The sequence below is a fragment of the Paenibacillus glufosinatiresistens genome, assembly GCF_031470375.1.
Classification (GTDB): Bacteria; Bacillota; Bacilli; order Paenibacillales; family Paenibacillaceae; genus Paenibacillus_AQ; species Paenibacillus_AQ glufosinatiresistens.
Window position 1 is genome coordinate 225,476 of record NZ_JAVFHT010000002.1, and the last position, 26,455, is coordinate 251,930.

Annotated in this window: 35 protein-coding genes and 1 tRNA gene; 11 read left to right on the forward strand and 25 right to left on the reverse strand. The window is 58.6% G+C overall.

Annotation, left to right across the window (positions count from 1 at the left end):
* Positions 1–140 precede the first annotated feature (140 nt).
* From RBI05_RS04095 to RBI05_RS04110, 4 genes are all read right to left on the reverse strand, one after another.
* Entirely contained in the window at positions 141–1,001 is an 861-nt protein-coding gene (locus RBI05_RS04095; RefSeq protein WP_310550206.1) for an undecaprenyl-diphosphate phosphatase, read from the reverse strand.
* Positions 1,002–1,058: 57 nt separating this feature from the next.
* Positions 1,059–1,676 (reverse strand): DedA family protein, encoded by a 618-nt coding sequence (locus RBI05_RS04100; RefSeq protein ID WP_310550207.1) that lies wholly within the window; start codon positions 1,674–1,676, stop codon positions 1,059–1,061.
* A gap of 158 nt (positions 1,677–1,834) precedes the next feature.
* Positions 1,835–2,521 carry a YitT family protein gene (locus tag RBI05_RS04105; protein WP_150456819.1) on the reverse strand — a complete coding sequence of 229 codons (687 nt, stop codon included), beginning with the start codon at positions 2,519–2,521 and terminating at the stop codon, positions 1,835–1,837.
* A gap of 329 nt (positions 2,522–2,850) precedes the next feature.
* Complete coding sequence (locus RBI05_RS04110) at positions 2,851–3,357, reverse strand: Crp/Fnr family transcriptional regulator (protein WP_310550208.1); 507 nt, start codon at positions 3,355–3,357, stop codon at positions 2,851–2,853.
* Positions 3,358–3,494: 137 nt separating this feature from the next.
* Between RBI05_RS04110 and RBI05_RS04115 the strand changes: the two genes are divergently transcribed.
* Positions 3,495–3,710, forward strand: coding sequence for a hypothetical protein (locus tag RBI05_RS04115; RefSeq protein ID WP_150456821.1), 216 nt, complete (start codon positions 3,495–3,497; stop codon positions 3,708–3,710).
* 29 nt (positions 3,711–3,739) lie between these two features.
* Here RBI05_RS04115 and RBI05_RS04120 read toward each other — a convergent pair whose 3' ends face one another.
* Positions 3,740–4,231: a hypothetical protein gene (locus RBI05_RS04120; protein WP_310550209.1), complete on the reverse strand. Its 492-nt coding sequence runs from the start codon at positions 4,229–4,231 to the stop codon at positions 3,740–3,742.
* Positions 4,232–4,376: 145 nt separating this feature from the next.
* Between RBI05_RS04120 and RBI05_RS04125 the strand changes: the two genes are divergently transcribed.
* Positions 4,377–5,474, forward strand: a complete 1,098-nt coding sequence (locus RBI05_RS04125) for an AI-2E family transporter (RefSeq protein WP_150456823.1) — start codon at positions 4,377–4,379, stop codon at positions 5,472–5,474.
* A gap of 135 nt (positions 5,475–5,609) precedes the next feature.
* Here RBI05_RS04125 and RBI05_RS04130 read toward each other — a convergent pair whose 3' ends face one another.
* The 3 genes from RBI05_RS04130 to rnhA are packed head-to-tail and all read right to left on the reverse strand — an operon-like array spanning position 5,610 to position 7,428.
* Complete coding sequence (locus RBI05_RS04130) at positions 5,610–6,014, reverse strand: hypothetical protein (protein ID WP_150456824.1); 405 nt, start codon at positions 6,012–6,014, stop codon at positions 5,610–5,612.
* A 45-nt stretch (positions 6,015–6,059) separates the two neighbouring features.
* A complete protein-coding gene (locus tag RBI05_RS04135; protein ID WP_310550210.1) occupies positions 6,060–6,737 on the reverse strand; it encodes a uracil-DNA glycosylase in 678 nt (225 codons plus the stop codon).
* 22 nt (positions 6,738–6,759) lie between these two features.
* On the reverse strand, positions 6,760–7,428 hold the full coding sequence (gene rnhA / locus RBI05_RS04140; RefSeq protein ID WP_150456826.1) for a ribonuclease H: 669 nt from the start codon (positions 7,426–7,428) through the stop codon (positions 6,760–6,762).
* A gap of 134 nt (positions 7,429–7,562) precedes the next feature.
* On the opposite strand from rnhA, the gene RBI05_RS04145 reads away from it, so the two are divergent.
* From RBI05_RS04145 to RBI05_RS04160, 4 genes are all read left to right on the forward strand, one after another.
* Positions 7,563–8,183, forward strand: a complete 621-nt coding sequence (locus RBI05_RS04145) for a hypothetical protein (protein ID WP_310550211.1) — start codon at positions 7,563–7,565, stop codon at positions 8,181–8,183.
* A 147-nt stretch (positions 8,184–8,330) separates the two neighbouring features.
* On the forward strand, positions 8,331–8,609 hold the full coding sequence (locus RBI05_RS04150; RefSeq protein WP_310550212.1) for a hypothetical protein: 279 nt from the start codon (positions 8,331–8,333) through the stop codon (positions 8,607–8,609).
* A gap of 34 nt (positions 8,610–8,643) precedes the next feature.
* Positions 8,644–8,847, forward strand: a complete 204-nt coding sequence (locus tag RBI05_RS04155) for a hypothetical protein (RefSeq protein WP_150456829.1) — start codon at positions 8,644–8,646, stop codon at positions 8,845–8,847.
* Between the two features lie 97 nt (positions 8,848–8,944).
* The gene (locus tag RBI05_RS04160; protein WP_150456830.1) at positions 8,945–9,157 is read left to right on the forward strand and encodes a hypothetical protein; all 213 of its coding nucleotides are present in this window, start codon (positions 8,945–8,947) and stop codon (positions 9,155–9,157) included.
* Positions 9,158–9,180: 23 nt separating this feature from the next.
* On the opposite strand, the gene RBI05_RS04165 is transcribed toward RBI05_RS04160, so the two are convergent.
* The 6 genes from RBI05_RS04165 to RBI05_RS04190 all read right to left on the reverse strand — a co-directional run bounded on the left by RBI05_RS04165 (position 9,181) and on the right by RBI05_RS04190 (position 17,471).
* Positions 9,181–10,353, reverse strand: a complete 1,173-nt coding sequence (locus tag RBI05_RS04165) for an ATP-binding protein (RefSeq protein ID WP_150456831.1) — start codon at positions 10,351–10,353, stop codon at positions 9,181–9,183.
* 10 nt (positions 10,354–10,363) lie between these two features.
* Positions 10,364–13,777 carry a response regulator gene (locus tag RBI05_RS04170; RefSeq protein ID WP_310550213.1) on the reverse strand — a complete coding sequence of 1,138 codons (3,414 nt, stop codon included), beginning with the start codon at positions 13,775–13,777 and terminating at the stop codon, positions 10,364–10,366.
* A 166-nt stretch (positions 13,778–13,943) separates the two neighbouring features.
* On the reverse strand, positions 13,944–14,462 hold the full coding sequence (locus RBI05_RS04175) for a GNAT family N-acetyltransferase (protein ID WP_310550214.1): 519 nt from the start codon (positions 14,460–14,462) through the stop codon (positions 13,944–13,946).
* A gap of 108 nt (positions 14,463–14,570) precedes the next feature.
* Positions 14,571–15,479, reverse strand: coding sequence for an AraC family transcriptional regulator (locus RBI05_RS04180; protein ID WP_191089458.1), 909 nt, complete (start codon positions 15,477–15,479; stop codon positions 14,571–14,573).
* A gap of 195 nt (positions 15,480–15,674) precedes the next feature.
* The gene (locus RBI05_RS04185; protein ID WP_150456835.1) at positions 15,675–15,971 is read right to left on the reverse strand and encodes a DUF6171 family protein; all 297 of its coding nucleotides are present in this window, start codon (positions 15,969–15,971) and stop codon (positions 15,675–15,677) included.
* Between the two features lie 3 nt (positions 15,972–15,974).
* A complete protein-coding gene (locus RBI05_RS04190) occupies positions 15,975–17,471 on the reverse strand; it encodes an alpha-N-arabinofuranosidase (protein ID WP_310550215.1) in 1,497 nt (498 codons plus the stop codon).
* A 206-nt stretch (positions 17,472–17,677) separates the two neighbouring features.
* Here RBI05_RS04190 and RBI05_RS04195 point away from each other — a divergent pair, with 206 nt between their 5' ends.
* On the forward strand, positions 17,678–18,586 hold the full coding sequence (locus tag RBI05_RS04195; RefSeq protein WP_310550217.1) for an ArsR/SmtB family transcription factor: 909 nt from the start codon (positions 17,678–17,680) through the stop codon (positions 18,584–18,586).
* Positions 18,587–18,748: 162 nt separating this feature from the next.
* Here the strand turns inward: RBI05_RS04195 and RBI05_RS04200 are convergent, their stop codons facing one another.
* From RBI05_RS04200 to RBI05_RS04210, 3 genes are all read right to left on the reverse strand, one after another.
* The gene (locus RBI05_RS04200; RefSeq protein WP_310550218.1) at positions 18,749–19,108 is read right to left on the reverse strand and encodes a GIY-YIG nuclease family protein; all 360 of its coding nucleotides are present in this window, start codon (positions 19,106–19,108) and stop codon (positions 18,749–18,751) included.
* A 136-nt stretch (positions 19,109–19,244) separates the two neighbouring features.
* The gene (locus tag RBI05_RS04205; protein ID WP_150456839.1) at positions 19,245–19,718 is read right to left on the reverse strand and encodes a hypothetical protein; all 474 of its coding nucleotides are present in this window, start codon (positions 19,716–19,718) and stop codon (positions 19,245–19,247) included.
* Complete coding sequence (locus RBI05_RS04210; RefSeq protein WP_310550219.1) at positions 19,715–20,974, reverse strand: DNA polymerase IV; 1,260 nt, start codon at positions 20,972–20,974, stop codon at positions 19,715–19,717. The genes RBI05_RS04205 and RBI05_RS04210 overlap by 4 nt, the downstream gene beginning before the upstream one ends.
* Positions 20,975–21,181: 207 nt before the next feature.
* Here RBI05_RS04210 and RBI05_RS04215 point away from each other — a divergent pair, with 207 nt between their 5' ends.
* The 3 genes from RBI05_RS04215 (at position 21,182) to RBI05_RS04225 (ending at position 22,541) form a co-directional block, all read left to right on the forward strand.
* On the forward strand, positions 21,182–21,634 hold the full coding sequence (locus RBI05_RS04215; protein WP_310550220.1) for a MarR family winged helix-turn-helix transcriptional regulator: 453 nt from the start codon (positions 21,182–21,184) through the stop codon (positions 21,632–21,634).
* 29 nt (positions 21,635–21,663) lie between these two features.
* Entirely contained in the window at positions 21,664–21,984 is a 321-nt protein-coding gene (locus tag RBI05_RS04220; RefSeq protein ID WP_150456842.1) for a class I SAM-dependent methyltransferase, read from the forward strand.
* A gap of 62 nt (positions 21,985–22,046) precedes the next feature.
* Complete coding sequence (locus RBI05_RS04225) at positions 22,047–22,541, forward strand: arsinothricin resistance N-acetyltransferase ArsN1 family A (RefSeq protein ID WP_150456843.1); 495 nt, start codon at positions 22,047–22,049, stop codon at positions 22,539–22,541.
* Here the strand turns inward: RBI05_RS04225 and arsC are convergent.
* From arsC to RBI05_RS04240, 3 genes are all read right to left on the reverse strand, one after another.
* Positions 22,522–22,950, reverse strand: a complete 429-nt coding sequence (gene arsC / locus RBI05_RS04230) for an arsenate reductase (thioredoxin) (protein ID WP_310550221.1) — start codon at positions 22,948–22,950, stop codon at positions 22,522–22,524. The two genes, RBI05_RS04225 and arsC, sit on opposite strands and share 20 nt — an antisense overlap.
* Before the next feature lie 67 nt (positions 22,951–23,017).
* Positions 23,018–23,100, reverse strand: a tRNA-Leu gene (locus RBI05_RS04235).
* A gap of 131 nt (positions 23,101–23,231) precedes the next feature.
* A complete protein-coding gene (locus RBI05_RS04240) occupies positions 23,232–23,702 on the reverse strand; it encodes an acid shock protein (protein ID WP_150456845.1) in 471 nt (156 codons plus the stop codon).
* A 167-nt stretch (positions 23,703–23,869) separates the two neighbouring features.
* On the opposite strand from RBI05_RS04240, the gene RBI05_RS04245 reads away from it, so the two are divergent.
* A complete protein-coding gene (locus RBI05_RS04245) occupies positions 23,870–24,067 on the forward strand; it encodes a hypothetical protein (RefSeq protein ID WP_310550222.1) in 198 nt (65 codons plus the stop codon).
* Here RBI05_RS04245 and RBI05_RS04250 read toward each other — a convergent pair.
* From RBI05_RS04250 to RBI05_RS04275, 5 genes are all read right to left on the reverse strand, one after another.
* Complete coding sequence (locus RBI05_RS04250) at positions 24,057–24,566, reverse strand: hypothetical protein (protein ID WP_150456846.1); 510 nt, start codon at positions 24,564–24,566, stop codon at positions 24,057–24,059. The genes RBI05_RS04245 and RBI05_RS04250 overlap by 11 nt on opposite strands.
* Positions 24,567–24,642: 76 nt before the next feature.
* A complete protein-coding gene (locus RBI05_RS04255; RefSeq protein ID WP_150456847.1) occupies positions 24,643–25,050 on the reverse strand; it encodes a hypothetical protein in 408 nt (135 codons plus the stop codon).
* A gap of 189 nt (positions 25,051–25,239) precedes the next feature.
* A complete protein-coding gene (locus tag RBI05_RS04260) occupies positions 25,240–25,338 on the reverse strand; it encodes a YjcZ family sporulation protein (RefSeq protein WP_223879758.1) in 99 nt (32 codons plus the stop codon).
* Between the two features lie 300 nt (positions 25,339–25,638).
* Positions 25,639–26,127 carry a nitroreductase family protein gene (locus RBI05_RS04270; RefSeq protein WP_150456848.1) on the reverse strand — a complete coding sequence of 163 codons (489 nt, stop codon included), beginning with the start codon at positions 26,125–26,127 and terminating at the stop codon, positions 25,639–25,641.
* On the reverse strand, positions 26,120–26,425 hold the full coding sequence (locus tag RBI05_RS04275; RefSeq protein WP_310550223.1) for a hypothetical protein: 306 nt from the start codon (positions 26,423–26,425) through the stop codon (positions 26,120–26,122). The genes RBI05_RS04270 and RBI05_RS04275 overlap by 8 nt, the downstream gene beginning before the upstream one ends.
* Positions 26,426–26,455: the final 30 nt, after the last annotated feature.

Genomic DNA, 26,455 nt, shown 5'->3' on the forward strand with positions numbered 1-26,455 from the left:
AGCCTCGCCTTCCTTCCTATCCGAAAACCGGAAGCGCCCGGGCAGCTCCGCAGCAGGCTTGCTTCCAAGCTTAACGCCGAAGAAGGCCTCCGCGCAAGAGCGCAGAGGCCTTCCAGGTTATACCCGTTCCTTATAGTCGGTTATAGGAAAAAGATATAGACCACGCCCGCCAGCACGATCCGGTAGACCGCGAAGGGGACCAGCTTGATGCGGTTAATGAGCTTCAGGAAGAACCGGATGGACAGCAGCGCGAACACGAAGGCGCTGATGAAGCCGGCGATGAAGAACGGCAGCGAATCGGCTGTGACGTACTGCCAGTTCTTGGCGATGGACAGCGCGCTCGCGCCAAGCATGATCGGCACCGCCATGATGAACGTGAAGTCCGAAGCGGCCCTGTGGCTCATCCCGAGCAGCACGCCGCCCGAGATCGTGGAGCCGGACCGCGAGAAGCCGGGCCACAGCGAGAAACACTGCACGAGGCCGATCAGCAGCGCCCGGCCGTAGGTCATTTGGTCCACGCTCTCGATCCGGGGCTTCTTCGGAGCGAACCGGTCGGCGGCAATCATCAGCAGCGCGCCCAGAACCAGTCCGACCAGCACGGTGCGGGTCGAGAACAGGTGCTCGTCTATGTAGTCTTCCAGCAGCAGTCCCAGCACACCGGCCGGCAGCAGACCGACAATGACCTGGGACAGCCGCAGCCGCCCCCCGGCCTCGACCCGGGAAGCCGCAGTCAGCGCAGCCTCTCCGGTCGGACGGCTCAAGCGTCCCAGACCGAGAAGGTCCAGGAAGCGGTTCTTGAAGATGATTACCACCGCCAGTATAGAACCGAGCTGGATCACTACTTTGAATGTATTTGCCGGATATTTGCCGAGAAATTCCTGCGAACGCAGCCACATGTCGTCCACGAGAATCATATGTCCCGTGGACGAGACCGGTGCAAATTCGGTCAGACCCTCCACAAGGCCGAGAATGATCGCTTTTAGAATATCAAGAATCGCCATGGTCAGCCTCCCAGGTAGGTAATGGATAAATAAAGTGTGATCGATTGCAAGAAGTTATCAACGCGTCTGTCCGGCACGGCGTCTGCGCAGGAACCAATATCCGACCAGCAGGATCGCGCCGGCAATGGCGGCATAGACGATTCCGGAGTAGATTTCCATGAAACCCGACACATGATGCCAGGATTCTCCAAGCGCGGCGCCGATCAGAACCAGAATCAAGTTCCAGATCAGGCTTCCCGCCGCCGTTAACAGCATGAATGGTGCGAACTTCATCCCCGACATTCCCGCAGGCACCGAAATCAGGCTCCGAACCAGCGGAATTACCCGGCAGAACAGGACGGTCCAGTAGCCGTAGCGGTCAAACCACGCCTGGGCCTTGCCGATGTCTTCCTTCCGGATGCGGAGCACCCGTCCGTATTTCTCCACCAGCCGTTCCAGCCGATGGCGGTCGAGCAGCCGTCCGACGCCATACAGAATGGCCGCGCCCAGCAGAGATCCCGCCGTTGCGGCAGCCGTAACTCCCGCGATGCTGAGTCCCGATTCGATCGTCATGAAGCCGCCGAACGGCAGAATGACTTCCGACGGAATGGGCGGAAACACATTTTCAAGCGCCAGCATCAGGAAGATGCCGAGATAGCCGAACTGTTCCATGAAGTCCGTAATCCATGACCTCATCCGATCCCTCCCAGTCAAGTTTTTTTCAATTATACCTAGCATAAACCGCTGCCGCAAATTCCTGAAACAAGCAAGCGCTTTCTTGAAAACACAAAAAACAGCCGCTCTTAGAGCGGCTGTCTCATAAGGTCTCCCGCTAATGCGCCGGCAGGGAACGTTCAAGCTTCTCCCGCCGCCGTCTCCGGCAGACCGGGCAAATTGCCCTGCGGCTGTGAAGACGCCCGCTTGGACTGCGGCTTGCGCCGGACACCGAGCGAGGTGATCCATGTAATCATCTGGCCGGCGACAACGACCGCCATGGCCGTGTACAGCGTTTCTCTCAGCGGCATGTACAGCAGGGAGAGAAGAAGAACGCAGACATCCATCAGGATAAATACCGTTCCCACCTTCAGTCCTTTCCATTCGCTGATCAGCACGGCAAAGATATCGTCGCCTCCGCTGGCTCCGCCCGCACGCAGCACCATACCCGCTCCGAGACCCGTGAGCAGTCCCGAGAGCAGCGCCGCCAGCGGCAGGTTGCCGTTCAGGTCAATGACGAGCGTCGAGTAACGCTCCATCCATCCGTAGAATACGGTGAATGCTCCGGCCGACAGCACGGTGCTTCCGACGAATCCTTTTCCCTTAAGCGCCATGGCAATCAACAATACCGGCAGGTCCAGAAGCAACGTGCTGAGGGACGGAGACAGCCCGAAGATATATTTGCCGAGCAGAGAAAGACCGACAAATCCGCCTTCCGTCAAATGATTCCTGTAGTTGATGTGAAAATACGTAAAGGCCAACAAAAATGTTCCGAACAAAATAACCGTTAACCGAAGCGGATGCCATCCGCTGTGTTGCTTTCTCATACATACTCCCCTTGTCGTGAATGCGGCTGAACGTCAGCAGCTTCTACGGCGCCGGGAAGAACGTCTAATTATGCGCCTTCGCATGTTGTTCCCTTCCTTTGCCGTGGCCGCTGACGTCTGTAGACGGTACGCACCTTCAGGCAAGGAAGCTAAGTATAAGAGAGATCATAACGTTTCCAAATCGTCCTTGGGGATTTTGTCCTTCGGGGACACATGGTATCCTGATCCTTTCCTGGTTGGGATTTGCTTCTCTTCTCATTATACCACGGCGAAGCCGGCGGCTAAACACCCGGGTCAGGCTTTCCAGCAAAATAATCACGGGCCCGCATCTACGTGACGCCGTGCCCCCGGAGCAGCCGGTTGACCGTCTCGCGCCGGACGCCGATCAGCTGGCCGATCTCTTCCTGCGTCAGCAGCTCGGTAATGGCTACGCCGTGCGAATAATCATTGAGCCACTTGCTCAAAAGCTCCAGCCGTTCGGCGGGAGAGCCAACGGTGAGATGATCCAGCCGGGTCTGCATGAACCGCACCTTCTCCTGCAGCAGCAGCGCAATCTCCATCGCCTTGCCCGGCTCTTCGTTGACTTCGCGGTACCAGTCGGCTGCCGCCACCGGCTCCACCTCGCTCCGCATCAGCGCCACGGCTGTACCATGCGCTTCCTTGGGCGTGATCAGCGAATGGTGGGGGACGGTCTCTCCCGGATAGAGAATGTTGAACAGCACGGCATTGCCGTTCTCATGAATACGGGTAACCTTGAACAGACCGCTCCGAATGTGGAACAACTGGCTGCATTCATCTCCCTGGCGGAACAGGATCTCGCCTTTATGCAGTATCACGGGCTTTTGCCCCCTTTGTTCAAAAATAAGTTCGTTCGCCTAATTCCTGCGGCCGGAACCGGCATAAATTGAATCATAGCCTTCTGGAAGTACGGCCCTATAGCCATATCCTGAAATGCAAAGCGGGTGGGAGAACGGTGCCTAAGAATAACGGGAACAACGGCAATCAGAAAGGACGGTCCTCAGAAGAACTGACCCCCGAGGAGTATGCCATCATCGCAGCCGCGCTTACCGCGCTTGCCGACTTCTTCGCCTTCCTCTCTCTGATCAAGGCAAGGGAGAATACCAGCAACGATAATGCCACTTCCTCAACGTCGCAGATCACCGGTTCAAGCGGCGGACGGAGGCGCTGACTGCCCCTTCCGGCCGCAAGGGACCTCCTCTAGACTGCATGGAGCGGTATAGCTTCATGCCGGTCCAGAATTTCACGCACGCCCTTCTCGTCCGATTCCGCTTCTTCGCCCTGCAGAAGGACGAGCACCAGAATGCGCTTCAGGTCTACATGCCGCTCGTACAACTCCGCGTCCTCTGCCGGTATGCCCATGCTCATCAGTGAGACGACCAGCCCGTCTTCGCCGGGATCGTCTCCGAACTCGGCCCCCGCCGCCTTTGCCGCCGCCCCGGACGCTACTGCCGTATCGGGCAGCAGATCAAGCCCGATGGCCAGGTTTCTGGCCGTGCCGAACAGCCCTTCGCTTCCGGGTCCCTCCTGCGGCTTGCGAAGGCCCGTATCCTGGCTGATGATGTCGGCCTCCTGCTTCTCCCTGGCAATCATCGAGATCCTGGCGGACTTGACTCCCTGTTCTCCCAGTTCTTCTATGGCAAGCGACGCGTCGCTCCGATGCCCGAATATGCCGATAATCAGTTTCGTCATCGCGCTTAGGCCCTCCTTCAAAGTGGTTTCCTCTCATTACCCTTTGCGGGAAATGATTGAACCCCGCGATACACCGGGTCGGCCGGGGCCTTTTGTGGTTATATAAGCTTGTACATAGCCCAGCTAATAACCGGAGGTGCCGTCATTGCTCCAACATAAATATTACCGCACATGCATTGCCATCATTCTGTTCCTGCTGATCGTCTACCTCGGCTCCAAGGTATCCTTCCTGCTGGCGCCCGTCGGCGCCATTATCAGCCTGCTGCTCGTTCCCATGATGTTGTCGGGCTTCATGTACTATCTGCTCCGCCCGCTCGTCAATTATCTGGAACGGCGGAAGATCAAACGGCCGCTGGCCATTCTGCTGATCTATCTGGTCTTCATCGGACTGTTCGCCATCTTCTGGGTCGCCGTCTGGCCGACGCTGCAGGACCAGGGCAACAATTTTATCAAGAACGCCCCGAATCTGGTCCAGGATCTGCAGAACCAGTTCAACCAGCTGCGCGAGAATCCGACCACGGCCCGCTTCTTCAAGGGAGAATCGGATCTGACTACCCGGCTGTATGAATACCTGAACAACGGCGTGACCTGGGTGACCGACTCCATGAGCAACCTGATCGGCATTGTCTCCAGCATTGTCGTAGTCATCGCTACGCTGCCGATCCTTCTGTATTACATGCTGAAGGACAGCCACAAGCTGCCGGGCATCCTGCTAAGCCTGCTGCCGCGCAAATACCGCAAGGAAGGCCAGGAGACGCTCAACGACATTGACTCCGCGCTCAGCAGCTTCATTGTAACGCGGGTCATTCTGAATGTGATTCTCGGCATCATGTTCTATGTCGGCTTTCTGTTCATCGGACTGCCTTACTCGCTGCTGCTCGCGATCGTGTCCATCCCGCTGAACTTCATTCCGTATGTCGGAGCCATTCTCTCCGCGGTTCCCGTCCTGATTGTCGGGTTCATCGACTCCCCGATGACCGCGGTCTGGTCGCTGGTCATCATCATAGTCGCCCAGCAGATTCAGGACAATCTGCTCACTCCGATTATCTACGGCAAATCGCTCGACATCCATCCGCTGACGACCGTTGTGCTGGTGCTGGTCGGCGGAGATTTCAACGGCATAATCGGCGTCCTGATCGCCCTCCCGCTGTACATGGTCGCCAAAATTGTCTTCCTGCGCGTCTATGGGATCATCCTTGCGGGACGCAGCGAGGACAGGCCCGCTTCGGAAGAGATCAAGTAGACGGACACATTGCCCGCAAGAGCAGAGCCAGGAAATGGAACCGGGCAGACGAACAAAGGGGACTTGCAGCTTAGCCGGATAACCGGCGGCGCAAATCCCTGTCTTGTGTAGCCCTCTTCCCGGCGCTTATCCCGGTTATCCGCGGAGCGACCGGACTACGAATTGATGGTTGCCCTTGATCAGCGTTCGCCCGTCTTCCAGCGTAACCGAGCCCTTCGTGTGGGAGGCCAGCGTCGTATTCAGGGCGATCAGGCGATCTCCCTTCCAGACGGTTACCGCCGACTTGAAATAGACGGCGTTGTCGAACTGCTGGCGCTCGCGCATGCAGTAGCCGACCGGGTTCAGAGCAGGCGGAAGCGCCCGCTCCTTGGGCGCCAGAGCCTTAATCATGACGATCTCCCGCAGGGGAACGCCCGTCTCCTGATGACCGACGACGATGCGGCCCGCCGCGGCGTCCCATTTACGCAGCACGCCCCGGAAGGTGACATACGGCGGTTCGCCGCAGTAGAGAATGACCGGCTTGCCGATCCATTGCCTCATGTCCGCTTCCTCCTTTCTTCCCATCCGTCAGTTGTGTCTCTGCGATTACTGCGGCTGTTGATCCGGTATGCTCCAGTCAATCGGCCTAAGGCCGTGTTCCTTCAGAAAAGCATTGGCCCGCGAGAAGGGCCGGCTCCCCAGAAAGCCCCGGTGCGCCGAGAACGGGCTCGGATGCGGGGACTGGATCACCAGATGGCGGCTCTTGTCGATGAACGAGCCCTTCTGCTGGGCATGACTGCCCCAGAGAATGAAGACCATCGGGTCAGGCCTGTCATTCAGCTTGTCCATTATGGCATCGGTGAACCGCTCCCAGCCCAGTCCTTTATGCGAGTTCGGCTGCCCCTCCCGAACGGTCAGGACGGCATTCAGCAGAAGCACGCCTTCCTTCGCCCAAGAGGCGAGCGAGCCGTGGTTCGGTACCGGAACACCCAGGTCATCGTGCAGCTCCGTATAGATATTGCGCAGCGACGGAGGGACCCGTACCCCAGGCTTCACCGAGAAGCTGAGCCCTTCCGCCTGCCCGGGTCCATGATAAGGGTCCTGCCCCAGAATGACGGCCCGCGTCTCTGCGTAAGGCGTCAGCCGCAGCGCCGTGAACAACAGCTCTTTGGGCGGATACACCTGATACTGCTTGTATTCCCGCGCCAGCGTATAGCGCAGTTCCTGAAAGTAAGGCTGCTGCGTCTCCTCGCGCAGCACCTCGTCCCAGTCGTTCCCGAACATGCTTCTTCCCCCTTCGGAGCGCTTACTTGCGCCCGTAATCCGCCTTGATCTCTCCCCATTCCCGGGTCTGCCATTTCAGTACCCGGTTCGGATAATCATGCGTGCGCAGCCAGTGCTCCGCGCGGTCGACCAGATTCCAGATTTCTTCGGTGGTTCGGTCCCGGGGCAGCGTGGTCGCCACCTTCTTCTGCTTGACCCATTTGATCGCGTTAAGGGAATCGCTGTAGACCGTCTTGGAGCTGCCCTCCCGGTGCAGCAGCGCCAGCGCATGGACGATGGCCAGGAACTCGCCAAGATTATTGGTTCCCTTCGAGATCGGCCCGCAGGCAAAAATCACGTCGCCCGTTCCGGTATCGACGCCCTTGTATTCCACCGGCCCCGGGTTCCCCCGGGTGCCGACATCGACCGAGATGCTGTCGTAGTCGATGCGCTCCGCCGGTTCTCCTCCGGCGGCTCCCGCCCGAGCCGTGCGCCCCGTCCGGGATTTGGCGGCCGCGCCCGAGCCGGACGAGCCCTGGCCCCAGCGGCCTTTCCACCCGCCCCGGTAAGCTTCCTCGGCTTCCTGGCGGGACTCATAGGATTTGTATTTTGCCCCTGTAAATTGATCCGTCTGCCGCCGGCATTCCGCCCACGAACCGTAGATACCCGGTTCCCGGCCCACCCAAACGACGTAGTATTTGGTCTTGGCCATCCTTGTCCACTCCTTGTTTCTGCGGCAAATCCTCATAAACTTCTGATTATGGTTCATACTAACCGACACAACCGCAACTTACAACCGTCAACCGCCGCTCCATACGGCTTCCACCAACCAAGGAGGGTTCCTGAATGATGAACAAATATGCCTTGACCGCCGGTCTGCTCGGCCTCGTCCTGCTGGCAGGCTGCGGCAACAACAACAATGACAATGGCAATGGCAATAATAGCGCCGGGTCGCCGGCTCCATCCGGTTCTCCTGCGGCGAGCGCATCGCCCAGTCCGAGCGCCGGCGCAGGCGCTTCCGCTTCTCCCGCCGCTTCGGCCGACGCAGTCACCTCCGCCTCTGTCGTAGACAATGAAGAAGCCTTCAAGCACGCTATCGGCAAGGAGGGCACCTGGATCGCCGCTACCCTGAAAGACCTGACCTTCACCGAGGATCTGGTGCTGGAAGGGAAGTTCGTCCATAAAGACGAGACGATCCGCAAAATCGCCCTCTACACCCAGGACGCGGATCACAACATTACGAATTCGTTCCGCCTGACCGCTCCGAAGCTGACCATCCGCAGCGAGAACGCCCGCATTCAGGGCGGCACTTTTGTCGGGGATGTCTATGTGGAAGCCAACGGCTTCAGCCTGGTCAATGCCACGGTTGAAGGCAATGTGCATTTTGCCAAAGAGGAGTATAAGAAGAGCTTCAGCACAGCCGACCAGGGCAAGGTTACCGGCCAGACCGAAGTCATGGCCCATTAGAATTGCTCGGCTTCCGGCGGGAGAACCCGGATTCGCCCTCACGCTCTTGGGATATAACTCGCATCTTCCCTCTGCCCTGTTTCAACACAACGGAGCAGAGGGTTATTTATAGATGCAGGACGTTATAGACCAAGAGGAGGAACCATCATGAGCCCAATGACCCCATCCGCCAAAGCGGACAAAATAGAACGTCTATCCCGTGATATTCAAGATATGCAGGAGGAAGCCCGGCGCATTTCCTACGAACTCTCCGCCGTCCGCAACCGTACCGAGAACGGCTGGGAGTGGGAAGTGACTTTCTATGGCAAGAAGGTCCACATCCGCACAGACGACTTTCTCCGGTTGGCGCAAGTCAAAGAGAACGCCAGCTCCAGAGAGCTGTTCAAAGAACTGGTCGCCTGGAAGATCCGTTCCCTGTCCATTTAATTCAACCCCCATTGCCCGCGAGAGGAGAATTCCCATGGAAGAACCGCGCAAGGATTTGCTCGACGAGAAACGAGGCAGCGGCGTTGATCCGATTCCGGAGCCCGACAGCCGGAAAGCCGATGCGGAAGGCTCCACCGCCGCTGTCGACGATGCTGTAAGCGGAATGATGGACAAGCTGGAGGAGAGTTTCTTCGGCAAGCCGGAAGAACGCAGCGATTCCGGCCGGAAAACGAAATAAACGGGGCTAATGACGCCCCGCGGATTGACGCTTCTCCTATACCCTCCTATAATACGAAGAAAACTAATGAAACTAACGATCCTTGGAGGAGCCGTCTATGCCGCAAACGTTGGAAAAGAATGTTGATTTTCTGGTAGCCGCTCTGTCCCAGACGTTCATCACTGCTCTGAAACTCGGAGAAGACGGGATGTATGAACGCGTCGGCTTCGGACGGGTAGAGAAATACTCCGGCGATCTGGTCCGTCTCCGCGGAATCGACGGTACTGTGAATCATTTCGAGCGCGGAGCCGTCCGGTTCCAGCGCCGGTAATTCCGCCAGAAATCGGCCGCGTCCTAGACGCGGCCGATTTCGATTGGAACGGTGAAGCGGAAGACGGAACCGCTCTGCTCGGCCGACGAGGCCGAAATCGTTCCGCCCATCAATTCCACTAACATTTTGCAGATTGACAGTCCGAGTCCGGTGCCGCCTGTGTGAGAACGGCTGCCCGCTCCAAGCTGAGTGAACGGCTGGAACAAGAGGCTCTGCTGTTCCTCGGAAATACCGATGCCGGTATCTTCCACGATGCAACGCAGGTCCATCCATTCCCCCCGCTGCGCCGCCTTCTCCATCCTGACAACGACCCCGCCCCGTTCGGTGAACTTGACGGCGTTGCCGATCAGATTTGCCAGAACCTGCCGCAGCCGGTTGGGATCCCCCAGCAGCAGCGCGGGAACGCCCGGATCGAACTCCAGATTCAATCCGATTCCTTTCTCCCTGGCCATCTCCCGGAACAGATCGGCCGTCTCGCCAACGGTCGCGTGCAGATCGAACAGCACACGGTCCAACTCCATTCTGCCGGCTTCCATCTTGGTGAAATCCAGAATGTCGTTGACGACCGACAGCAGCGCCTGTCCGCTTGTATGGATAATGTTCGCGAGGCGCTCCTCTTCTTCTCCCAGCTTGCCGGTTCGGAGCTGCTCGGACATCGCCAGAATTCCGTTCAGCGGGGTCCGGACTTCATGGCTCATCATAGCAAGAAAGCCGCTCTTGACGCGCAGCGCCGCTTCGGCCTTCTCTTTGAGCTGCTCCAGCACCCGGTTGGTCTCTTCCAGTTCCTCGGTCTTGAGCTGCAGCTCCTTGCGAACCTGATACAGCCGGACGAAGCCCTCGATCTTGCTCTTGAGAATGTCCGGCTGAAACGGCTTCGAGATATAATCAATCGCTCCCGCCGAATAGGCCAGCCGGTTATTCTCCAGCTCCGAAGTCAGCGAAGTCAGGAAGATGATCGGAACATCTTGCGATTTCCGGCGCATCTTAATTCGTCTGGCCGTCTCAAAACCATCCATTTCCGGCATCATGACATCCATAATAATCAAGGCGTACTCTTCTTCCAGCAGGTACCGCAGCGCCTCCATGCCGGAGGCCGCACCCACCAGCTCATACGGCGTATCCGTGAGCAGCGCCTCTATCGAGGTATATTCATCCGGGCGGTCATCCACCAATAAAATGCGAATAGGATACTCCATAAATCCCCCTCTATCGAATCAGCCAGGCTTTCAGCACGGTTACAAGCTGCGTGGTATTGATCGGCTTGGAAATATAGTCGGAGGCTCCGGCCTTCAGACACTTGAGCCGGTCTTCCTCCATAGCTCTCGCCGTCAGCGCAATCATGACGAGACCGTCGTATTCCGACATCTGCCGGATTCGCTGCATGGTCTCATAACCGTCCATCTCCGGCATCATAATATCCATGAACATCAGCTCTACCGGCCCCTCGCTCTCCAGCAGCGCCAGCGCTTCCTTCCCGTTCTGGGCGAAGCGAATGTCCATATTGTAGCCCTCCAGCACACTGGAGAGAGCAAAAATATTGCGCATATCGTCATCGACGAGCATAATCCGCTTCCCGGCAAACGCCGCTTCGGGATTATGCAGCTTCTCGATCAGCTGCTGCTTGTCCGGCGGCAGATCGCGCAGTCTGCGGTGCAGATAGAGCGCCGTCTCGTCATAGAGACGCTCAATCGACTTGACGTTCTTGATGACAATGTTCTCCGCATAGTGGCGGATCCGCTGCTCATCCGTCTTGGTCAGTTCCTTGCCGGTATAGATAATGACAGGCAGCGTCTGCAGCTTGCGGTTGGTCTTGATCTGTTCCAGCAGATCAAAGCCCGAGATATCGGCCAGTCCGAGATCCAGCACCATGCAGTCAAAATGCAGCGCTCCGAGCCGCTCCAGCGCTTCCCGGCCGGTACCGGCCGCAATCACGCGCACATCGGGACTCTCGATGAATTCGACCAGGCTTTTGCGCAGATCGGCATTGTCTTCAACAATTAGCAGATTCTTCACCCGCCGGCGGATATAGGTCTCAATCTGGAGGAAGGCGGCCTCCAGCTCGTTCTGATCCCCCGGTTTCTTCCAGAATCCGAGGGCGCCCATGGCCAGACTCTGCTGATTCTCATCCGTGGTCGAGATGACATGGACCGGAATATGCCGCAGATCCGGCCGGCTCTTCAGCCGGCTGATGATGGACCAGCCGTCAAGAACCGGCAGATGAAGGTCCAGCACAATCGAGTCCGGCTTATAGGCATGGGCCAGAGCCAGCCCCTGGTCGCCCTGGAACGCCACAATGGCCTTGAAGCCGCGTTGTCGGGCCAGCCGGAGCAGAATCCCGGCGAACTCCGAATCATCTTCGATAATCAGCAGCACATGATCCCCCGGCTCCAGGTCGTTCCGATCATCGTCCAGATCGGAGTATTGCAGTAGCTTCGGATTGGCGATGGAGATATCCGGCACGAACGACTCCCGGAAGCCGGGATTTGCGCGTTCGTCTGCCGGCCCGGCTTCGGGCAGCGGCGGCAGCTCCGAAGCTGCGGCCACCAGGGAGACGCCTTCCGGCGGCTCGGCCGCAGGCAGATGCAGCGAGAAGGTGCTTCCCTTGCCCTCTGCCGTCTCCACTTCGATGCGTCCGCCAAGCAGCGAAGCCAGCTCGCGGCAGATCGTCAGGCCAAGACCCGTTCCGCCGTATCGGCGGCTGGTCGTGCCGTCCGCCTGCTGGAACGCTTCAAAGATATGGCCCAGCTTGTCCGCCGGGATGCCGATGCCGGTATCGCTGACGGCGAAGATCACTTCTTCTCCGCTCAGACGAACGGAGAGCGTAACGGCCCCCTGCTCGGTGAACTTCAGCGCATTGGTCAGCAGATTGTTCAGAATCTGCTGAAGCCGGTGGCCGTCGGTCATGAGCCATTCGGGCAGACGGCTGTCGCTCTGCGCCTCGAAGCGCAGGCCCTTCTTCTTGGCCTGCTGTTCAAAGTGCCGGAGCATCTGCAGGCGCACATCGGACAGGCGGACCGGCTCCAGGACCGCTGCCATTTTGCCGACCTCCAGCTTGGCCAGGTCCAGAATCTCGTCGATCAGCTGCAGCAAGTCTTTGCCTGCCGAGAATATGGTATGCACATATTCCAACTGCTTGGTTCCCAGGTTCCCTTCGCGGTTCTCTGCCAGAATCTGCGAGAGAATCAGCAGACTGTTCAGCGGCGTCCGAAGTTCATGGGATACATTCGCCAGAAACTCGGATTTGTACTGGGCGGCCATCCGGATCTCTTCCGCCTGGGCCTGAATCTCCAGCTTCTGCGCCTCGGTATGCTCCTTCTCATGCTTCAGCTTCCGGTTCGATTCCAGCAGCTCCTCGGATTGGGCCCTAAGCTCCTCGGTCTGTGCGGCCAGTTCATCGGCCTGGGCGGCAATCTCGAACTTCTGCGCTTCCGTCTGTTCCTTCTCGCGCTTGAGCCCCTCATTGGATTCCAGCAGCTTCTCCGCCTGCAATTTCAATTCTTCCGCCTGAACCCGCAGTTCCTCCGCTTGCGTCTCGATCTCCCGCTTCTGCGCTTCCGTCCGCTCCTGCTCGCGCTTAAGCTCCAGATTCGATTCGAGCAATTCCTCCGTCTGTGCTCTCAGCTCTTCGGCCTGGGCTTCAATCTCTTCCTTCTGCGCTTCCAGCTCTTCCGTCTGCGCCCGAAGCTCTTGCGTCTGGGCCTGGAGTTCCTCCGTCTGGGCTTCAAGCTCCTCCTTCTGAAGAGACGTCTCCTTCAGCAGCGAATCGATCCGGGCGACATCGGACAGCGTATTGATCAACGTTCCCATATTGGCGCCCGCCCGTTCGGCGAACCGGCGCTCCCTCTCGCGCAGCGAGCCGGTCAGCGCCAGCTCGGCCACCGCCATGATCCGGTCCTCATGCCGAATCGGCATCAGAAGCAGCGCCTTCGGCAGCGTCTCTCCGAGGCCGGAACGAATTCTGAAATAGTCGGAGGGGAGCCCCTCCAGATAGACCGGCTGGCCATCCAGCGCGCATTGGCCGACCAGGCCGGATCCGAGTCTGAAAGCCTGGCCGGAGAGAGCCTCTTCATCATACGCGTAGCCCGCGCTGAACCGGGCCGCTCCGCCTTCCAGCACGTACAGCGCGCCGAAGCTTGCCCCGACCGCCGAAGCCAGACCGGCCACGAACAGCCGGGAGGCTTCCTGCAAATGCACCGTTCCCTGCATCCGGAGGGCCAGCTCCGATACCCGGTCGTTGATCCAGGCCTGCTCCTCCGCCTTCAGCCGAAGCAGCCTCTCTTCCTCGGTCTTATGGTATAAATCGGCGGCAATGGACTGAAAGGACCGCGCCAGGCCGGCGAATTCTCCCCGGCCTCCATTCAGGCCGTCCAGGCCGTCCGCCGGAGAGAGCGACCCTTCGGCCACATCCCGGGCGATTCCGCCGAGCCGTGTTATTCCCGCTTGAATCGACCCGGCCAGCTTCCCGAGCAGCAGGACTCCCGCCGCGGTCCCGCAGGCCCCGGCAATGACTGCGGCCACCCGCGGCCCCCCCGTTAGATAGAAGATCGAAACGGCAATCAGAACAGCGCCCAAAGCCATGAAAACGGCCGTCGCCAGCCGAATTTGAATTTTAAGATTCATTATGCCCATCCTTGTTGGTCGATTGTACAGAACACTTCCAATTATACTGTTCCCGCCTCGACAATGATAGCCAGCAGCCGGGAAGAAATTGAGGGGGCTCTTGCCTCTCCGGAATTCTGTCTGTGTCGCCTAAGCTTCTTGGCCGCATAAAAAAACCGGCGCTCGTTCAAGCGCCGGCCTGCCGGTCCTCCGCTGCTTCCGCTCTGCGTGCGGCCTTGCTTGCGGCCAGCAGCTTCTCCATGCAAAGACTGGATGGACAATCCACATATTCTCCGTAGCGGTCAATAGGCAAGTATCCATGCTTCCGGTAGAAGCCCACTGCCTCCGTCTGAGGCTCCCCGGTCTCGAGGCGCATCACGGAGCAGCCGCTCCCCAGCGCCGCCTGCTCCAGACGCTCCAGCAGCGCCCGGGCGATCCCCTGATTCCGGTGCCCCGGCTCCACATAGAAGCGTTTCAGTTCACCGCAGCCGTCGTCCAGACGCTTGAACGCGCCGCAGCCGACCGGTTCATTCCCCAGATAGGCGACCAGAAAGAACATCCGCTGCACGGACGGATTCTGAAAATCGACGGCAAATATCTCCTCCGGCGGATACAGACCGGACAAGTAGACATCCAGCCGGGCAATAAGCCGTGATAAATCCGGATGTTCCGGCGGCACCGGCTCCAGCCGCAGCGTTCGTTCCATGTTCCGGCTCCCCCTTGTCAGCAATTTCAGGTTATTGTACAACCGATGCAGCGGTTCGTCCAGAGGGAGCGGCACAGCTTCGGCTGCGCAGAGCCCCCTCACTCCGCCTTATTCGTTGCAAGCCCCGGCGCGCAGGGAGCGGACGTACTCCGTGGGCGTCATATGCTTGATCCGGCGGAATACCCGGCCAAAATAGGTCAGGCTGGAATAGCCCACCTGCAGGGCAACCTCCTGCACGGTCATCCGGCGAAGCCGCAGCAGCCGGCTGGCTTCATGAATCCGAAGCATATTGATATATTCCACCATGGTGCTGCCGGTGGCGCGTTTGAACAAATTGCACAGATAATTCGGCGTCACACAGCAGATGCGGGCCGCTTGAGCAATGCTGATCGGCTCGCGGTAATGCTCGCTGAGATAGACCAGCAGCGGCTGAACGGCCCCTTCCGGCCGCTCAGGCTGCCGGGGTCGTCTTCGGCCGGCCTGCTGGCTGGCCAGTCCGAGCGAAGAGAGCAGATTCCCTCTTACCAGCTTCTCGTAGCCGGCAGGCCGGCTCTGGCAGCTCTGGATGATCCGGTCCAGACATTCCCGGACCTGGCGCGTCGCTTCCTGCCCCTCCTCGTAGAAGACCGGCAGCTCCGCTTCACTGTCTGGCAGCAGACGCAGCCGAAGCTCCTGCGCTTCAACTGCGCCCGCCGCCGTCCCGCTTCCCAGCAATTCCTTGCCGAAGACTACCGCGTAGAGCTCGCTGTCCTCTTCTTCAGGCAGAGCGGCGTGCAGCTGGCCGGAGGGCACGAACGCCGCTTCCCCCGCCCCAAGCTCGCGGGAAGACGCGCCGATCTGCACGCGGAAACGCCCTTTGGCAACGGCGATCCATTCCATCTGCTCCTCCCTCTGGTGGGGCATCAGCACAGGTTCGGGAGGATGGACATGAATCAGCCGGATCGGGAAGACCCGCTCCGAAGTCCCGGCGCGTTCTGCCCCGCAGAGACAGCAGCCGCCATTCTTAGAGTGTTCCATGTGAATTCTCCTTCCAAATATCGTAAAATCGTTCGAGTTCATGGATAGCGAGAGGGCCGCCAGGCAGCCATAAGGCTGACCGCAGCGGCCCTGCTTATTAAGGTGCAGGTTCACGGACAAGGGAGACGTATTTATCGGGCAGCGAAGCAGCCGGCCGGCCCTGCCGGAGCCGGGCAGGGCCGGCTAATGCGCAGCTCAAGACCCCGCAGATACATTCCCGGACGGCACCCGGACGCGCCAGGCGCCGCCGCCGGGCAGCGGGCAGGCCCTCTCCTTCAGCCAGGCGACCACAGGAATGATGCAGCCGCAGGCCCGGCAGGTGACGCCGTTCTCCAGCTTGGGACAGGCCGAGCAGATCTGCAGCCGTTCCCGGTATTCCTCCTCTGCGACCCGCTTGTCGGGTGCGAACATGGAGGTCTTCAGCAGCCGCTCCATCTGGGCATCCGTTACCCGGTAATCTTCGCGGCAGGCCTTGCAGCTCGTATCCGCCATTTTCTATGCCCGTGCCAGCTCCAGCGCAGCGATGGACATGGCCGGCAGCGTTACGGTCAGCCCGCCGCCTTCAAGCCGGAACGACTCGAAGGTCTTCGGAACTACGCGGTCCGGCTGGTCGAACGTGTTATGCGCGTCAATCGCATCCCCGGCCAGCACCGTGCCGCGAACCGTCAAGCCTTCGGTCTTCAGTCCCCGCAGGTCAATGGCCACCTCCGCTTCCGAGCCGTGCTGCAGATTGCAGAGGCTCAGGTGAATCCGGCCTTCCCGGTCGCGGGAAGCGGTGCCGCTTACGGCCGGAATTTCGGTCTTGCCGTCCAGCGTGTAGACGCCCGCTTCCAGATCAAGCGGCAGCCGCTCGGCGTCCTGGTGAACTTTGTAGAGATCGAACGCATGGTAAGTCGGAGTCAACAGCAGCTTCTCGCCTTCGGTCAGAATGACGGCCTGGAGAACGTTCACCGTCTGGGCAATGTTCGCCATCCGGACCCGCTCGCTGTGTTTATGGAAGATGTTGAACGTAAGCCCCGCGACCAGCGCGTCGCGGATGCTGTTCTGCTGGTACAGGAATCCGGGGTTCGTGCCGGGTTCGACATTGTACCAGGTTCCCCATTCGTCCACGATAAGACCCACCCGGCGCTCCGGATCATACTTATCCATAATGGTGCTGTGCCGTGCGATCAATTCATCCATATGAAGCGCCCGCCGAAGCGTATGGAACCAGGCCTCTTCGCCGAAGCCCGTCGCATCTCCTTTATCGGCCCACTCGCCGGTCGGCAGCGTATAGTAATGAAGCGTGATGGAATCCATGAAGCGTCCGGCCTCGCGCATCAGCACTTCCATCCAGTTGTAATCGTCCGCATTGGGGCCGCATGCGATCCGGTGAATAACGTTGCCGTCATAGTTGCGGACATAGGTCTGATAGCGCCGGTAGAGGTCGGCGTAGTATTCGGGACGCATGTTGCCGCCGCAGCCCCAGTTCTCGTTGCCCACGCCGAAGTAGCTCACCTTCCACGCTTCATCCTGCCCGTTCCCGCGGCGCAGTTCCGCCATTGGCGAGACGCCTCCGAAGGTCAGGTATTCCACCCATTCGGACATCTCCTGGACGGTTCCGCTGCCGACATTGCCGTTGATGTACGGCTCGCATTCCAGCTGGCGGCACAGCTCCATGAATTCATGTGTCCCGAAATGATTGTTCTCTACCACTCCGCCCCAGTGGGTGTTGACCATCCGCTTGCGGGTCTCCCGCGGACCGATGCCGTCCTTCCAGTGATATTCATCGGCAAAACAGCCTCCCGGCCAGCGAAGCACCGGAACCCGGATTTGGCGAAGCGCTTTCACAACGTCGCTGCGGATGCCGTTCGTATGAGGAATCTCCGAATCCTCTCCGACCCAGATCCCTTCATAGATACAACGGCCAAGATGTTCGGAGAAATGTCCGTACAGGTTGCGGTTAAGGATTCCTCCGGGAAGATCCGCATTGAGTACGCCACGATAAGCCATGCGTTAATCACTCCTTAATTAATATATATATTAATTATTTCGCATTTGTATTAACAGTATAGTTCAATATGCGCGCCATCGTCAATTCATTCGCTCTTATTTCTTCTCATACAAGCCGAAAATGCCGCTTCGCGAGAAAACGGCTTGTCAAAGGGAGGGGATTTAGATAATATAAACATTAATCAAATGCAAAGAGGCGAACGATAATGAAGCTGGACCTGACGGAACACTCCCTTCCCGTATATGAAGCGCTGGCAAGCCCCGTTCGGCTGCGGGTACTGCGCCTGCTGGCCGAACGGCCGATGAATATCAAGGAGCTGGCGGGTGCGGTCGGCCTCTCCAGCGCCATTATGACCATGCACGTGCGCAAGCTTGCCGAGGCCGGATTGATCGCTACCCAGATGGCGCCCGGGAAGAGCGGGCTGCAGAAGATCTGCTCCCTTGCCGTCTCCCAGGCGGAGATTCGTCTCTCCGGCAGTTCCCCCGGCCGCAAGAGCCACCGGGTGGAGATCCCTGTCGGGCACTATTCCGACTTCCGGATTGAGCCGACCTGCGGGCTGGCTACGCCCGACAAGATTATCGGCAACTTCGACGATCCCCGCTACTTCTGGGAACCGGAGCGCATCAATGCCGGAGTGCTCTGGCTCGGCAAAGGCTTCATCGAATACAAAGCCCCGAATTACCTATTGTCCAGCCAGCAGCCGCGCGAACTGGTGCTGACCATGGAGATTGCTTCGGAGGCGCCGGCTACGAACAACAACTATCCGTCCGACATCACGTTTACCTTCAATGGGGTTGTGGTGGGCGTCTGGACCAGTCCCGGCGATTACGGCGACCGCAAAGGCAAATATACACCGGAGTGGTGGCCGGCCTATACGAACCAGTACGGTCTGCTGAAGCAGCTGCGGATTACGGACGAAGGCACCTTTATGGACGGCCAGAAGCTGTCGGATATCGCGCTGGGCGATGTGGATATCCGGCGCAAGCAGTGGACTTTCCGTCTGTCCGTTGAAGAAGAGGCGCGCCATCAGGGCGGTCTGACCCTGTTCGGCAAAGGCTTCGGCAATTACAACGAGCACCTCTCGGCCGAGCTGTTCTACGACGAGGCGCACTGACCGACGGTCAGACGCCCGGCTGCTCTTCCTTATCCGAAGAGCAGCCAGAAACGGCAGCAAGGCAGCTCCTTCGGGTCGGACGCCGATCCCCGGGGAGCTGCCTTGCTGCCTGCTTTTATCCAAGAGTGCGTGTTATGTTCCCTATATTCCCCTGACGGACCGCTACTCTTCCTTCATGCGGTGATATCCCCGCTCTCCGTAAGGCTGAAGCTTCTCCAGCCAGGCCTTCTCCATCTGCTTGACTTCCCATTTGATGTCCTGGACCCCTTCCGTATCCTTCTGCTCCAGCACTTCATAGGTAAAGCCCTCCGCCCCGGTCAGCTTCCAGTCCGCCTGGAGGCCGGCATTCGGATGCCGCCCGTCGTTCAGATGCATTTGCAGTGTATGCCAGCGATTCTTCAGATTGGGAAAACCGGTCAGGAATCTCTTGCCATTGGCCTTGTTGGTTAGGCATATGACTCCCATATACGTCTTGATCTCTTTGAATTCATCGACCAGATGCTTGCGGCGCTGCTTATCCATTCTTCTTCCTCCCCGCCGGATTTCGGTCCTTCGTTTAGTAATTTACTAAATTACTGAAAAAGCTACCATGCCTCCGTTCCGAAGTCAAGGACTCTGGATAAATCAGACCGCCGCACATCGCTTACCTAGGCGCTTATTACTTAGACTCTCCCCGCATTCGCTTCATCAGTTCGTCCACGTAGCGTCCGAACCGGACCCCGATCTGGGCCCGCGTCTCTTCTCGCGTAATGTCGAAGCTTCCTGTATAGCCTCTGCATTTATACATATATTTGATGACGATGTCATCCTGCTCCCCGCTTCCCACCCGAATGCTTCGCCTGCTTAGCTCACGCCGCAGTTCATACAGATCTTGGCTGATCCGCTGGGCGACATATTCTCCCGCTGCCGTGTAGAAGTCTCTCAGCACCCCTTTGTAGAATCTGAGATCATCCAGGTTCTTCTGGATGATCGTGAGCATATGCGGCAGGAGCGTATAATCCCGCATGAGAATCAGCTCCTCCACGGCAGGCTGTCCGGCGGCGGGCGGATCATTTCTTCTTCCGTACTCTTCAGCGTGCTCCTTCAGCACAAAACGCGTCGCCCAAGGGTCGCTCTTGGCCTGATGACTCATATCCAGTGCCCCCCAATCTGTCCGGCCCGCTCCCTCGCCACTCCGGCTTCCAGCAGCGAAGAGGCCCGGAGAATGGCGTCGCTGCCGAACCGGTCCTTGATCCCGTCCAGCGTCCGTTCCATGGAGTAGGCCCGGGGCCGATCCTCAAACAGCGTGAGCTGATACGTCTCATCCGAAGTCAACTGATCGAGCGAGATATGAAGCCGGGCCACCGGCAGCCCGCTCCAATGCTTGCGGAACAGCCGCCCGGCCGCCTCCGCCACCTCATGGGTAAGCGATGTCGGCTGAGACAGCGTGACCTGACGGCCGAAGCTTCTGGATTTCTCCCCGTCCGTCTCGGCTGCGCTCACACTGATCACCTGCCCCATGACTCCGTAGGAGCGGGCCCGCCGGCATACCTCAATGACCAGCTCCAGCAGCACGACCTCGATATCCTCCAGACTGCGGTACAGACTGGCGCGGAGCGTCTTGCCGTGGCTGATGGATTGCTGCGGCTTCATCCGGATGCCGGGCTTGATCGCGCTGGGGTCAATACCCCGCGCCACCTGCCAGTAGTATTCGGCCTTCAGGTCGCTCTGCTTGCCCATCTCCCGGCGCATCTTCTGTTTGAAGTCGCCCAGCTCCAGCCGGGCCACGTCCCCGATGGTCGGAAGCCCCATCCGCATAAAGTGATCGGTCATTCGGCCTGCGACCATATACATCTTGCTCACCGGCAACGGCCACAGCTCTTGCTCGATATTGCTGTAATTCAGCTTGAAAATGCCGTCGGGCCGCTGCTTCGCAAAGTTGTCGGTGGCCGTCTTCGCCAGAATCTTGCTTGGGCCCACTCCCACCCGGGTCCAGATTCCCGTGGAGAGCTGCACCCGGGTCTGAATATTCCGCGCCAGTTCTTCTACGGAACCGTAATGACGGAGGCTGCCGGTGACATCGAGAAATTGCTCGTCTATGGAGAAAGGCTCCACCTGATCCGTATACGACTCATAAATCTTCGTAATCAGCAGGGATATCCGAATGTACATCCGCATCCGCGGACGAATGACCACGAGATCCGGGCATTTGACCCGCGCTTCGTTGATCCGCTGCGCAGTGGTCACTCCATAGGCTTTGGCCAACGGGCAGGCGGCCAGAATAATGCCCGCAGGGCGCTCCGGATCTCCGATGGCCACCGGCCGGTTCTTGAGCTCCGGACGGGCCGCTTTTTCGACAGAGGCATAGAACGACTGGCAGTCGATTAAAAACAGGGTCCGTTCTTTCATTCTCCCACCTCTAAGCGAACGTATATTCTCATCGTTACTCTATTATATGCACGAACACCTGTTTGTATGCAAGGATCAAAAACTGGATTTCCGGCTAGGGAAATCCTAAAAAGGGCGCTCGCAGTCGTCTTTCGCCGTTAATATTGCCGAATATTACTTGCAACATGCAAGTTATTGAGGTATAACTGGTGGCAGGAGGTGAGAGGAATGGAAAATGCGCGCGAACTCTTTCAGATTCTGACCCGGCGCTTCGGCCTGCTGAACCGGAACTGCTGCACGATTGAAGGAAAGAGCATCACGCCGGTACAGAGCCACATTCTGTATGAAGTTGAACGCCGGCATCAGCCTTCCATGCAGCAAATCGCCGAGACGCTGGGAACCGACATTACTACGTTCAGCCGCCAGGTGCAGTCGCTGGTGCGCATGGAGTTGCTCCGCAAGACACCCGATCCCTCGGACCGCCGGATTTCCATTCTTGCGCTTACGGCAAAGGGGCAGGAAGCCGCAACGGCCATTGACCTGCAAATGAACAGCTACCTGGAGGAAGTCTTCTCTTATATGAGCGAGTCCGATCGGGAAATGGTCATCCGTTCCGTTCAATTGATGAACGAGGCTATGGCCAGGTCGAACCGCTGCTGCCGTCCGGTCCAAATCGATTAATCTATCAGCCTAAAACAGGAGTGAATCTTATGAACGAGACCCATCCGGATCAAATCCGCCGCACGGTTCGCAGCCGATACCAGCCAATTGCAGCGGCAGCTATTCAAGCGTCAGGGCCCGCCAAGAACGTCGGCTCCTGCTGCGGAGCCCCCACGGACTTCAACGAGATATCGGCCCGTCTCGGATACGCGAGCGATGAACTGCAGGCCGTGCCCGAAGGAGCGAATTTGGGACTCGGCTGCGGAAATCCACAGGCCATTGCCGGGCTGCAGCCAGGCGAATGCGTGCTGGATCTGGGAAGAGCAATCGGGCGCTTTTCTCAAAGACTGGGTACCGGCAAGAAACATTGAAGACTATATCGTCTCGGCCGTCATTCAGGCCGTCAAGCCTTAAGCCAGAGGAGCTGGAGAGCATGGAGGAACTTGCAGTCCGGCGGGCAGCAGCCGGGGATATCGAAGATCTGTTGCACATTTATAATCAGGGGATTGAAGACCGGATTGCCACGCTGGAAGAAGAGATCAAAGATCTGGCCTATATGAAGCGGTGGATGGAAGAACATCAGGGCAGACATGCGGTGCTGGTTGCGGAGAGGAACGGCCTCCCGGTCGGCTGGGCATCGCTGAACCCTTACTCCCACCGCTGCGCGTACCGCGGCGTAGCCGATCTGTCGGTCTACATCCGCAGGGAGTACCGCGGACAGGGCGTCGGATCCCTCCTGCTACAGGCGCTGGAAGAAGAGGCAAGGTTGAGCGGGTTCCGCAAAATCATCCTGTTCACTTTCCCCTTCAATAACCAGGGCCAGGGCCTGTACCGGAAAATGAAATACCGCGAGGTCGGCATCTTCGAGAACCAGGGCCTTCTGGACGGAGCGCCGATCGATGTAATGATTATGGAGAAACTGCTGTAGTCTCGGCGAACTGCCGGATACGAACGCCGATCTCATCCCGTACCCGCTGGAACACGGCCCATTTCTCCTCGTCGTTGCCTTCCGCTCTGGCCGGATCGTCAAATCCCCAATGCTCGCGTCTTACGCCCGGAGGAGTCACCGGGCACTTGTCCGCCGCGTCGGCGCAGAGCGTCACGACGAGCGTGGCCCGGTTCAGCAGATCCGGATCAATCAGATCCGAGGTGTGGCCGGAGATATCGATGCCGACTTCGTTCATCGCCTTCACCGCATTCGGATTGAGCCCATGCGTCTCGATGCCTGCGCTGTACACCTCCCATTCTTTCGGGAGCCACTTCTTGGCCCAGCCTTCGGCCATCTGGCTGCGGCAGGAGTTCCCGGTGCAGAGAAAATAAATCATAGGGTTGGACATTGAAATTCCTCCTTGGATACAAAAAACACCACATCCTCAAAATAAAAGATGCGGTGTTCTACAATAATGCCGAAGACCGGACTCGAACCGGTACGGGGTTGCCCCCGACAGATTTTAAGTCTGTTGTGTCTGCCATTCCACCACTCCGGCACAAAGAAAAGCAACAAAAATTATGATAGCACGCTTCCCCGGGAGGCGCAATATTTCTTTTGTAAAATAGAAGAGCCTCCCGCCCCCGCGCAAAGCGGAAGCAAGAGGCCCATCCGTGAGGCAGGCGGCGCCTAGCGGCGCTGCTCTCCGCTGTTGCGGCTGCGCATGCCGGCCAGGCCGAGAAGCCCGATCAGCCCCAGCCAACCCCAGTTGGAGTTGTTGTTGTCGTTGTTGCCTGTGCTTGCCGCGCGGTAACGGCCGCGTTCGTTGTTCGTGTTCAGCGGCGTAATGCTGTCGCGCGTTCCTGTTCCCATGCCCCGGTATGTGCCGGTGCCGGTTCCGGTCCCCATTCCGTTGCCGGTCCGGTCCGAACTCATCGGGGTAATCCGTCCGCCGGAGTTGTTCCCGCTGGTTCCGTGATAATTGCCGTTCAGGTCGGTGACACCCTGACCGCGCATATGCGTGTCCTTGTGCGGCATTTCACTCATCAAAGGCGCGATGCCTCTGTCGGCGGTCACCGTGGCATCGGAAGCGAATGCCGCGCCGGTAAGGCTCATCGACAACGCAACGCTGCCGACCACACTTGCCATCAGCTTGTTCAAAAGCCATTCCTCCTTGGCTGGATTTGAATTTCGCCGATAGCATCCCCGGAGGCGGGCAGGTCTATTCGGCGGCTCGCGCGGCCGGACTAAACCTGATTTTGCCGGAATGAATAAGGCCGCTCCGAAGCAACCTAGGAAGCAGACCAGCTATAAGGAGGACAAATTCCATGGATATTCACAGCGATTCCTACCAGGTAGCCGCTCTGGACCGCGGGGAAGCCGCCGTCCTGCTCATCCGGGAAGCGGAGCAGGAAGTATCCCGGCTTGCCGGCCGTCCCGTCACCTTGATTGCCTACGAGCCGGCGCCCGGAGAACCGGCGGCCCCCGAAGAGCTGAACCCTGCACCGCAGCGTTCTACTTCATAAGTCCGACGGCCTGGCGGGCCTCATTCAGCTTGGAAATGCCGTACAGCATCGTAATATCGGCGTTCTTGTTCAATTGGTCGAACTGTTCGGCCGTGACGTCGCTGGACGCGGCGCTTTTGGAAGCTTCCTCTTTCATGGAATAGGCTTCTTCAAAAGACGTCTTCGATTCTTTCAGCAGATTGGCGACAGCGTCCGGCAGGCCCTTGGGGACCCGGACCTTATGAACGTCTTCCGCAATGTCGGAAGCCTCGTCCTGAAAAGAATCCAGCGCCTTCTCCAGCTCCGGAGCCTCTGCCTTTCCCGCCGAATAATCGGCCAGCTTCTCGTTGAAGGCCGCCAGGGAATCCTTGGATTCCTGGTCGAGCTTGGCCAGTTTCTCATAGAAGTTCTGAACTTCCTGCCGGGTCTCCTGCTCCGACAAGGGCGCGCTCTTTCCGCCGCCGCAGCCGCCAAGCAGCAGCAGCGCCGCCGCCGAGACGGCCAGTATGATCGTTCTCATCCTCTCTCTCCCTCCCGCTAAACAGCATAGGAGAGTTCACTGAAATTGGCAACTGGTAATCTTGCAAAAGCCTGGATCAGCTGATGGAGATTCCCGAGAATGCCACCGGCCCGGTGATGCTGGCCAGGTTGAGGGCCACGTTCGTGCTGTTGTTGGAGACAATCAGGGTATAGGCATGGTAACCGGCCGGGACCGACAGATCCAGGAAAGAGATTGTGATCGGTTGAATGGCAAGCACGGACAGCCCGCTGGCGCCGACATTGAAGACCGGGTTGCCGTCCCGCAGAATCGTAAATATGACGTTCGGCACGCCGAGCGTCGTCTGAATTCCGATGGTCGCCCCCAGCTGAACGGCTCCGATTCCCGATACCGCCAGACCGAATTCGGCGAGTGTATTGGCGTTCGGAGCGCTGAGAATCGGAAGATTGAGCGTGCCCGTACTCGTAGAAGCCACACTTCTGCTCACATCTGCTATAATTGCCATTTGCGTCATTCCCCCTTAGCTTTTGATTCAGGGTTAGTCTATGTACAACCTTTCCGGCCCGTCTGGATTCCCCGAGAATCCCGCGAATGGCCTGAGAAGACATCCGGCAGCCTGAATACGCGCCGGAGCGGCAAGCGCAAAGAACCGCGGGCTCTGGACCCGCGGCGTTTACACTGGAGAATCGCTTCGTTAGATCAGGAACGAGCGGGTAATGATAACCAGCAGAATGAACAGCACCAGAATGGCGCCGGTCGACGTCCAACCGCCGTATCCGACAGATTCACCCATGCATAACCCCTCCTTTGTCAAGCGAATAACGGCTCACAGGGACTGAGGTCTGGTCTAGAACAGACAGGCTTTTGTGATAATAACAAGCAGAATGAAGAGCACGAGGATGGCGCCAGTCGAAGTCCAAGGACCCACTACTGTTCCACCGTTACCGTTGTTTCCTACATCGCCGCAACCGCAAGTCATGATCGCATTACCTCCTAGAGAAAATTGACTACACCATACCATATGTGTACGGGGTATAGGAGGCATGGGCTGTTCGGCAAAAAGCTCCTCGCGGCTTCGGGAAACTCTCCGCCCTCAGGGCAGAGGAACGATCCGGCCGGCGATCGGGTTACGGGGCTTCGGCTGCGGAATCTCGGCCGGATAGCCGATTCCGATGAGACCGACGACGTCGTAGCCGTCGGGAACGCCCAGAATTTCGCGGCTGCGCGGCTGCGCGCCGAGCGAGGACCAGAAGGTGCCTGCGCCGGCTTCATGGGCGGCCAGCAGCAGATTTTGCACCCAGCAGGAGACCGCCATCAGATTCTCATCGCGCTCAAACGGCGTAGCGGCCGGCTTGGAGAGGACAGCAAGCACCACCGGAGCACCGCCGAAATCCGTCTTGTGGCCCAGCTTCGCCCGCGTCTCGGGCCCCGCATGCCGCACTTCCCACGGCTCGGTCATGCGGTGGTTCGGCGCGGAGCAGGCAGCCTCCAGCCAGGAGAGCAGCAGCGCCTCGTCAATCGGGTCCGGCTTGAAAGATTTGATCGTTCGCCGGGTACGGATCGTCTTCAGGATGTCAGTCATTTGGTGTCTCCCCTTCCACAGCTTCGCGAAGCTCAAATGTATGAATAAATTCCTGGATAATGGCGTCCACTGCCTTCAGTTCTCCGCTGATGACCGGACGAATGGACTCCAGCTCGGGCTGGGCCAGCTGTCTCAGGAGCGTGGAGCGTTTGACATTCAGTTTCTCCAGAAAAGCAAGCGCCCGCCCCCGCCGGAACGTCTGGGCGCTGTGGAAGCGCTGCTCCGGCAGCTCCTTGTGCCGCCCTTCTTCTCCGCGATGGTCGCGGTGCCGTCTATGTTCAGTTCCGCCTTCCCGCATACCGGTTCTCCTCCTTGTCACACTGTCAAT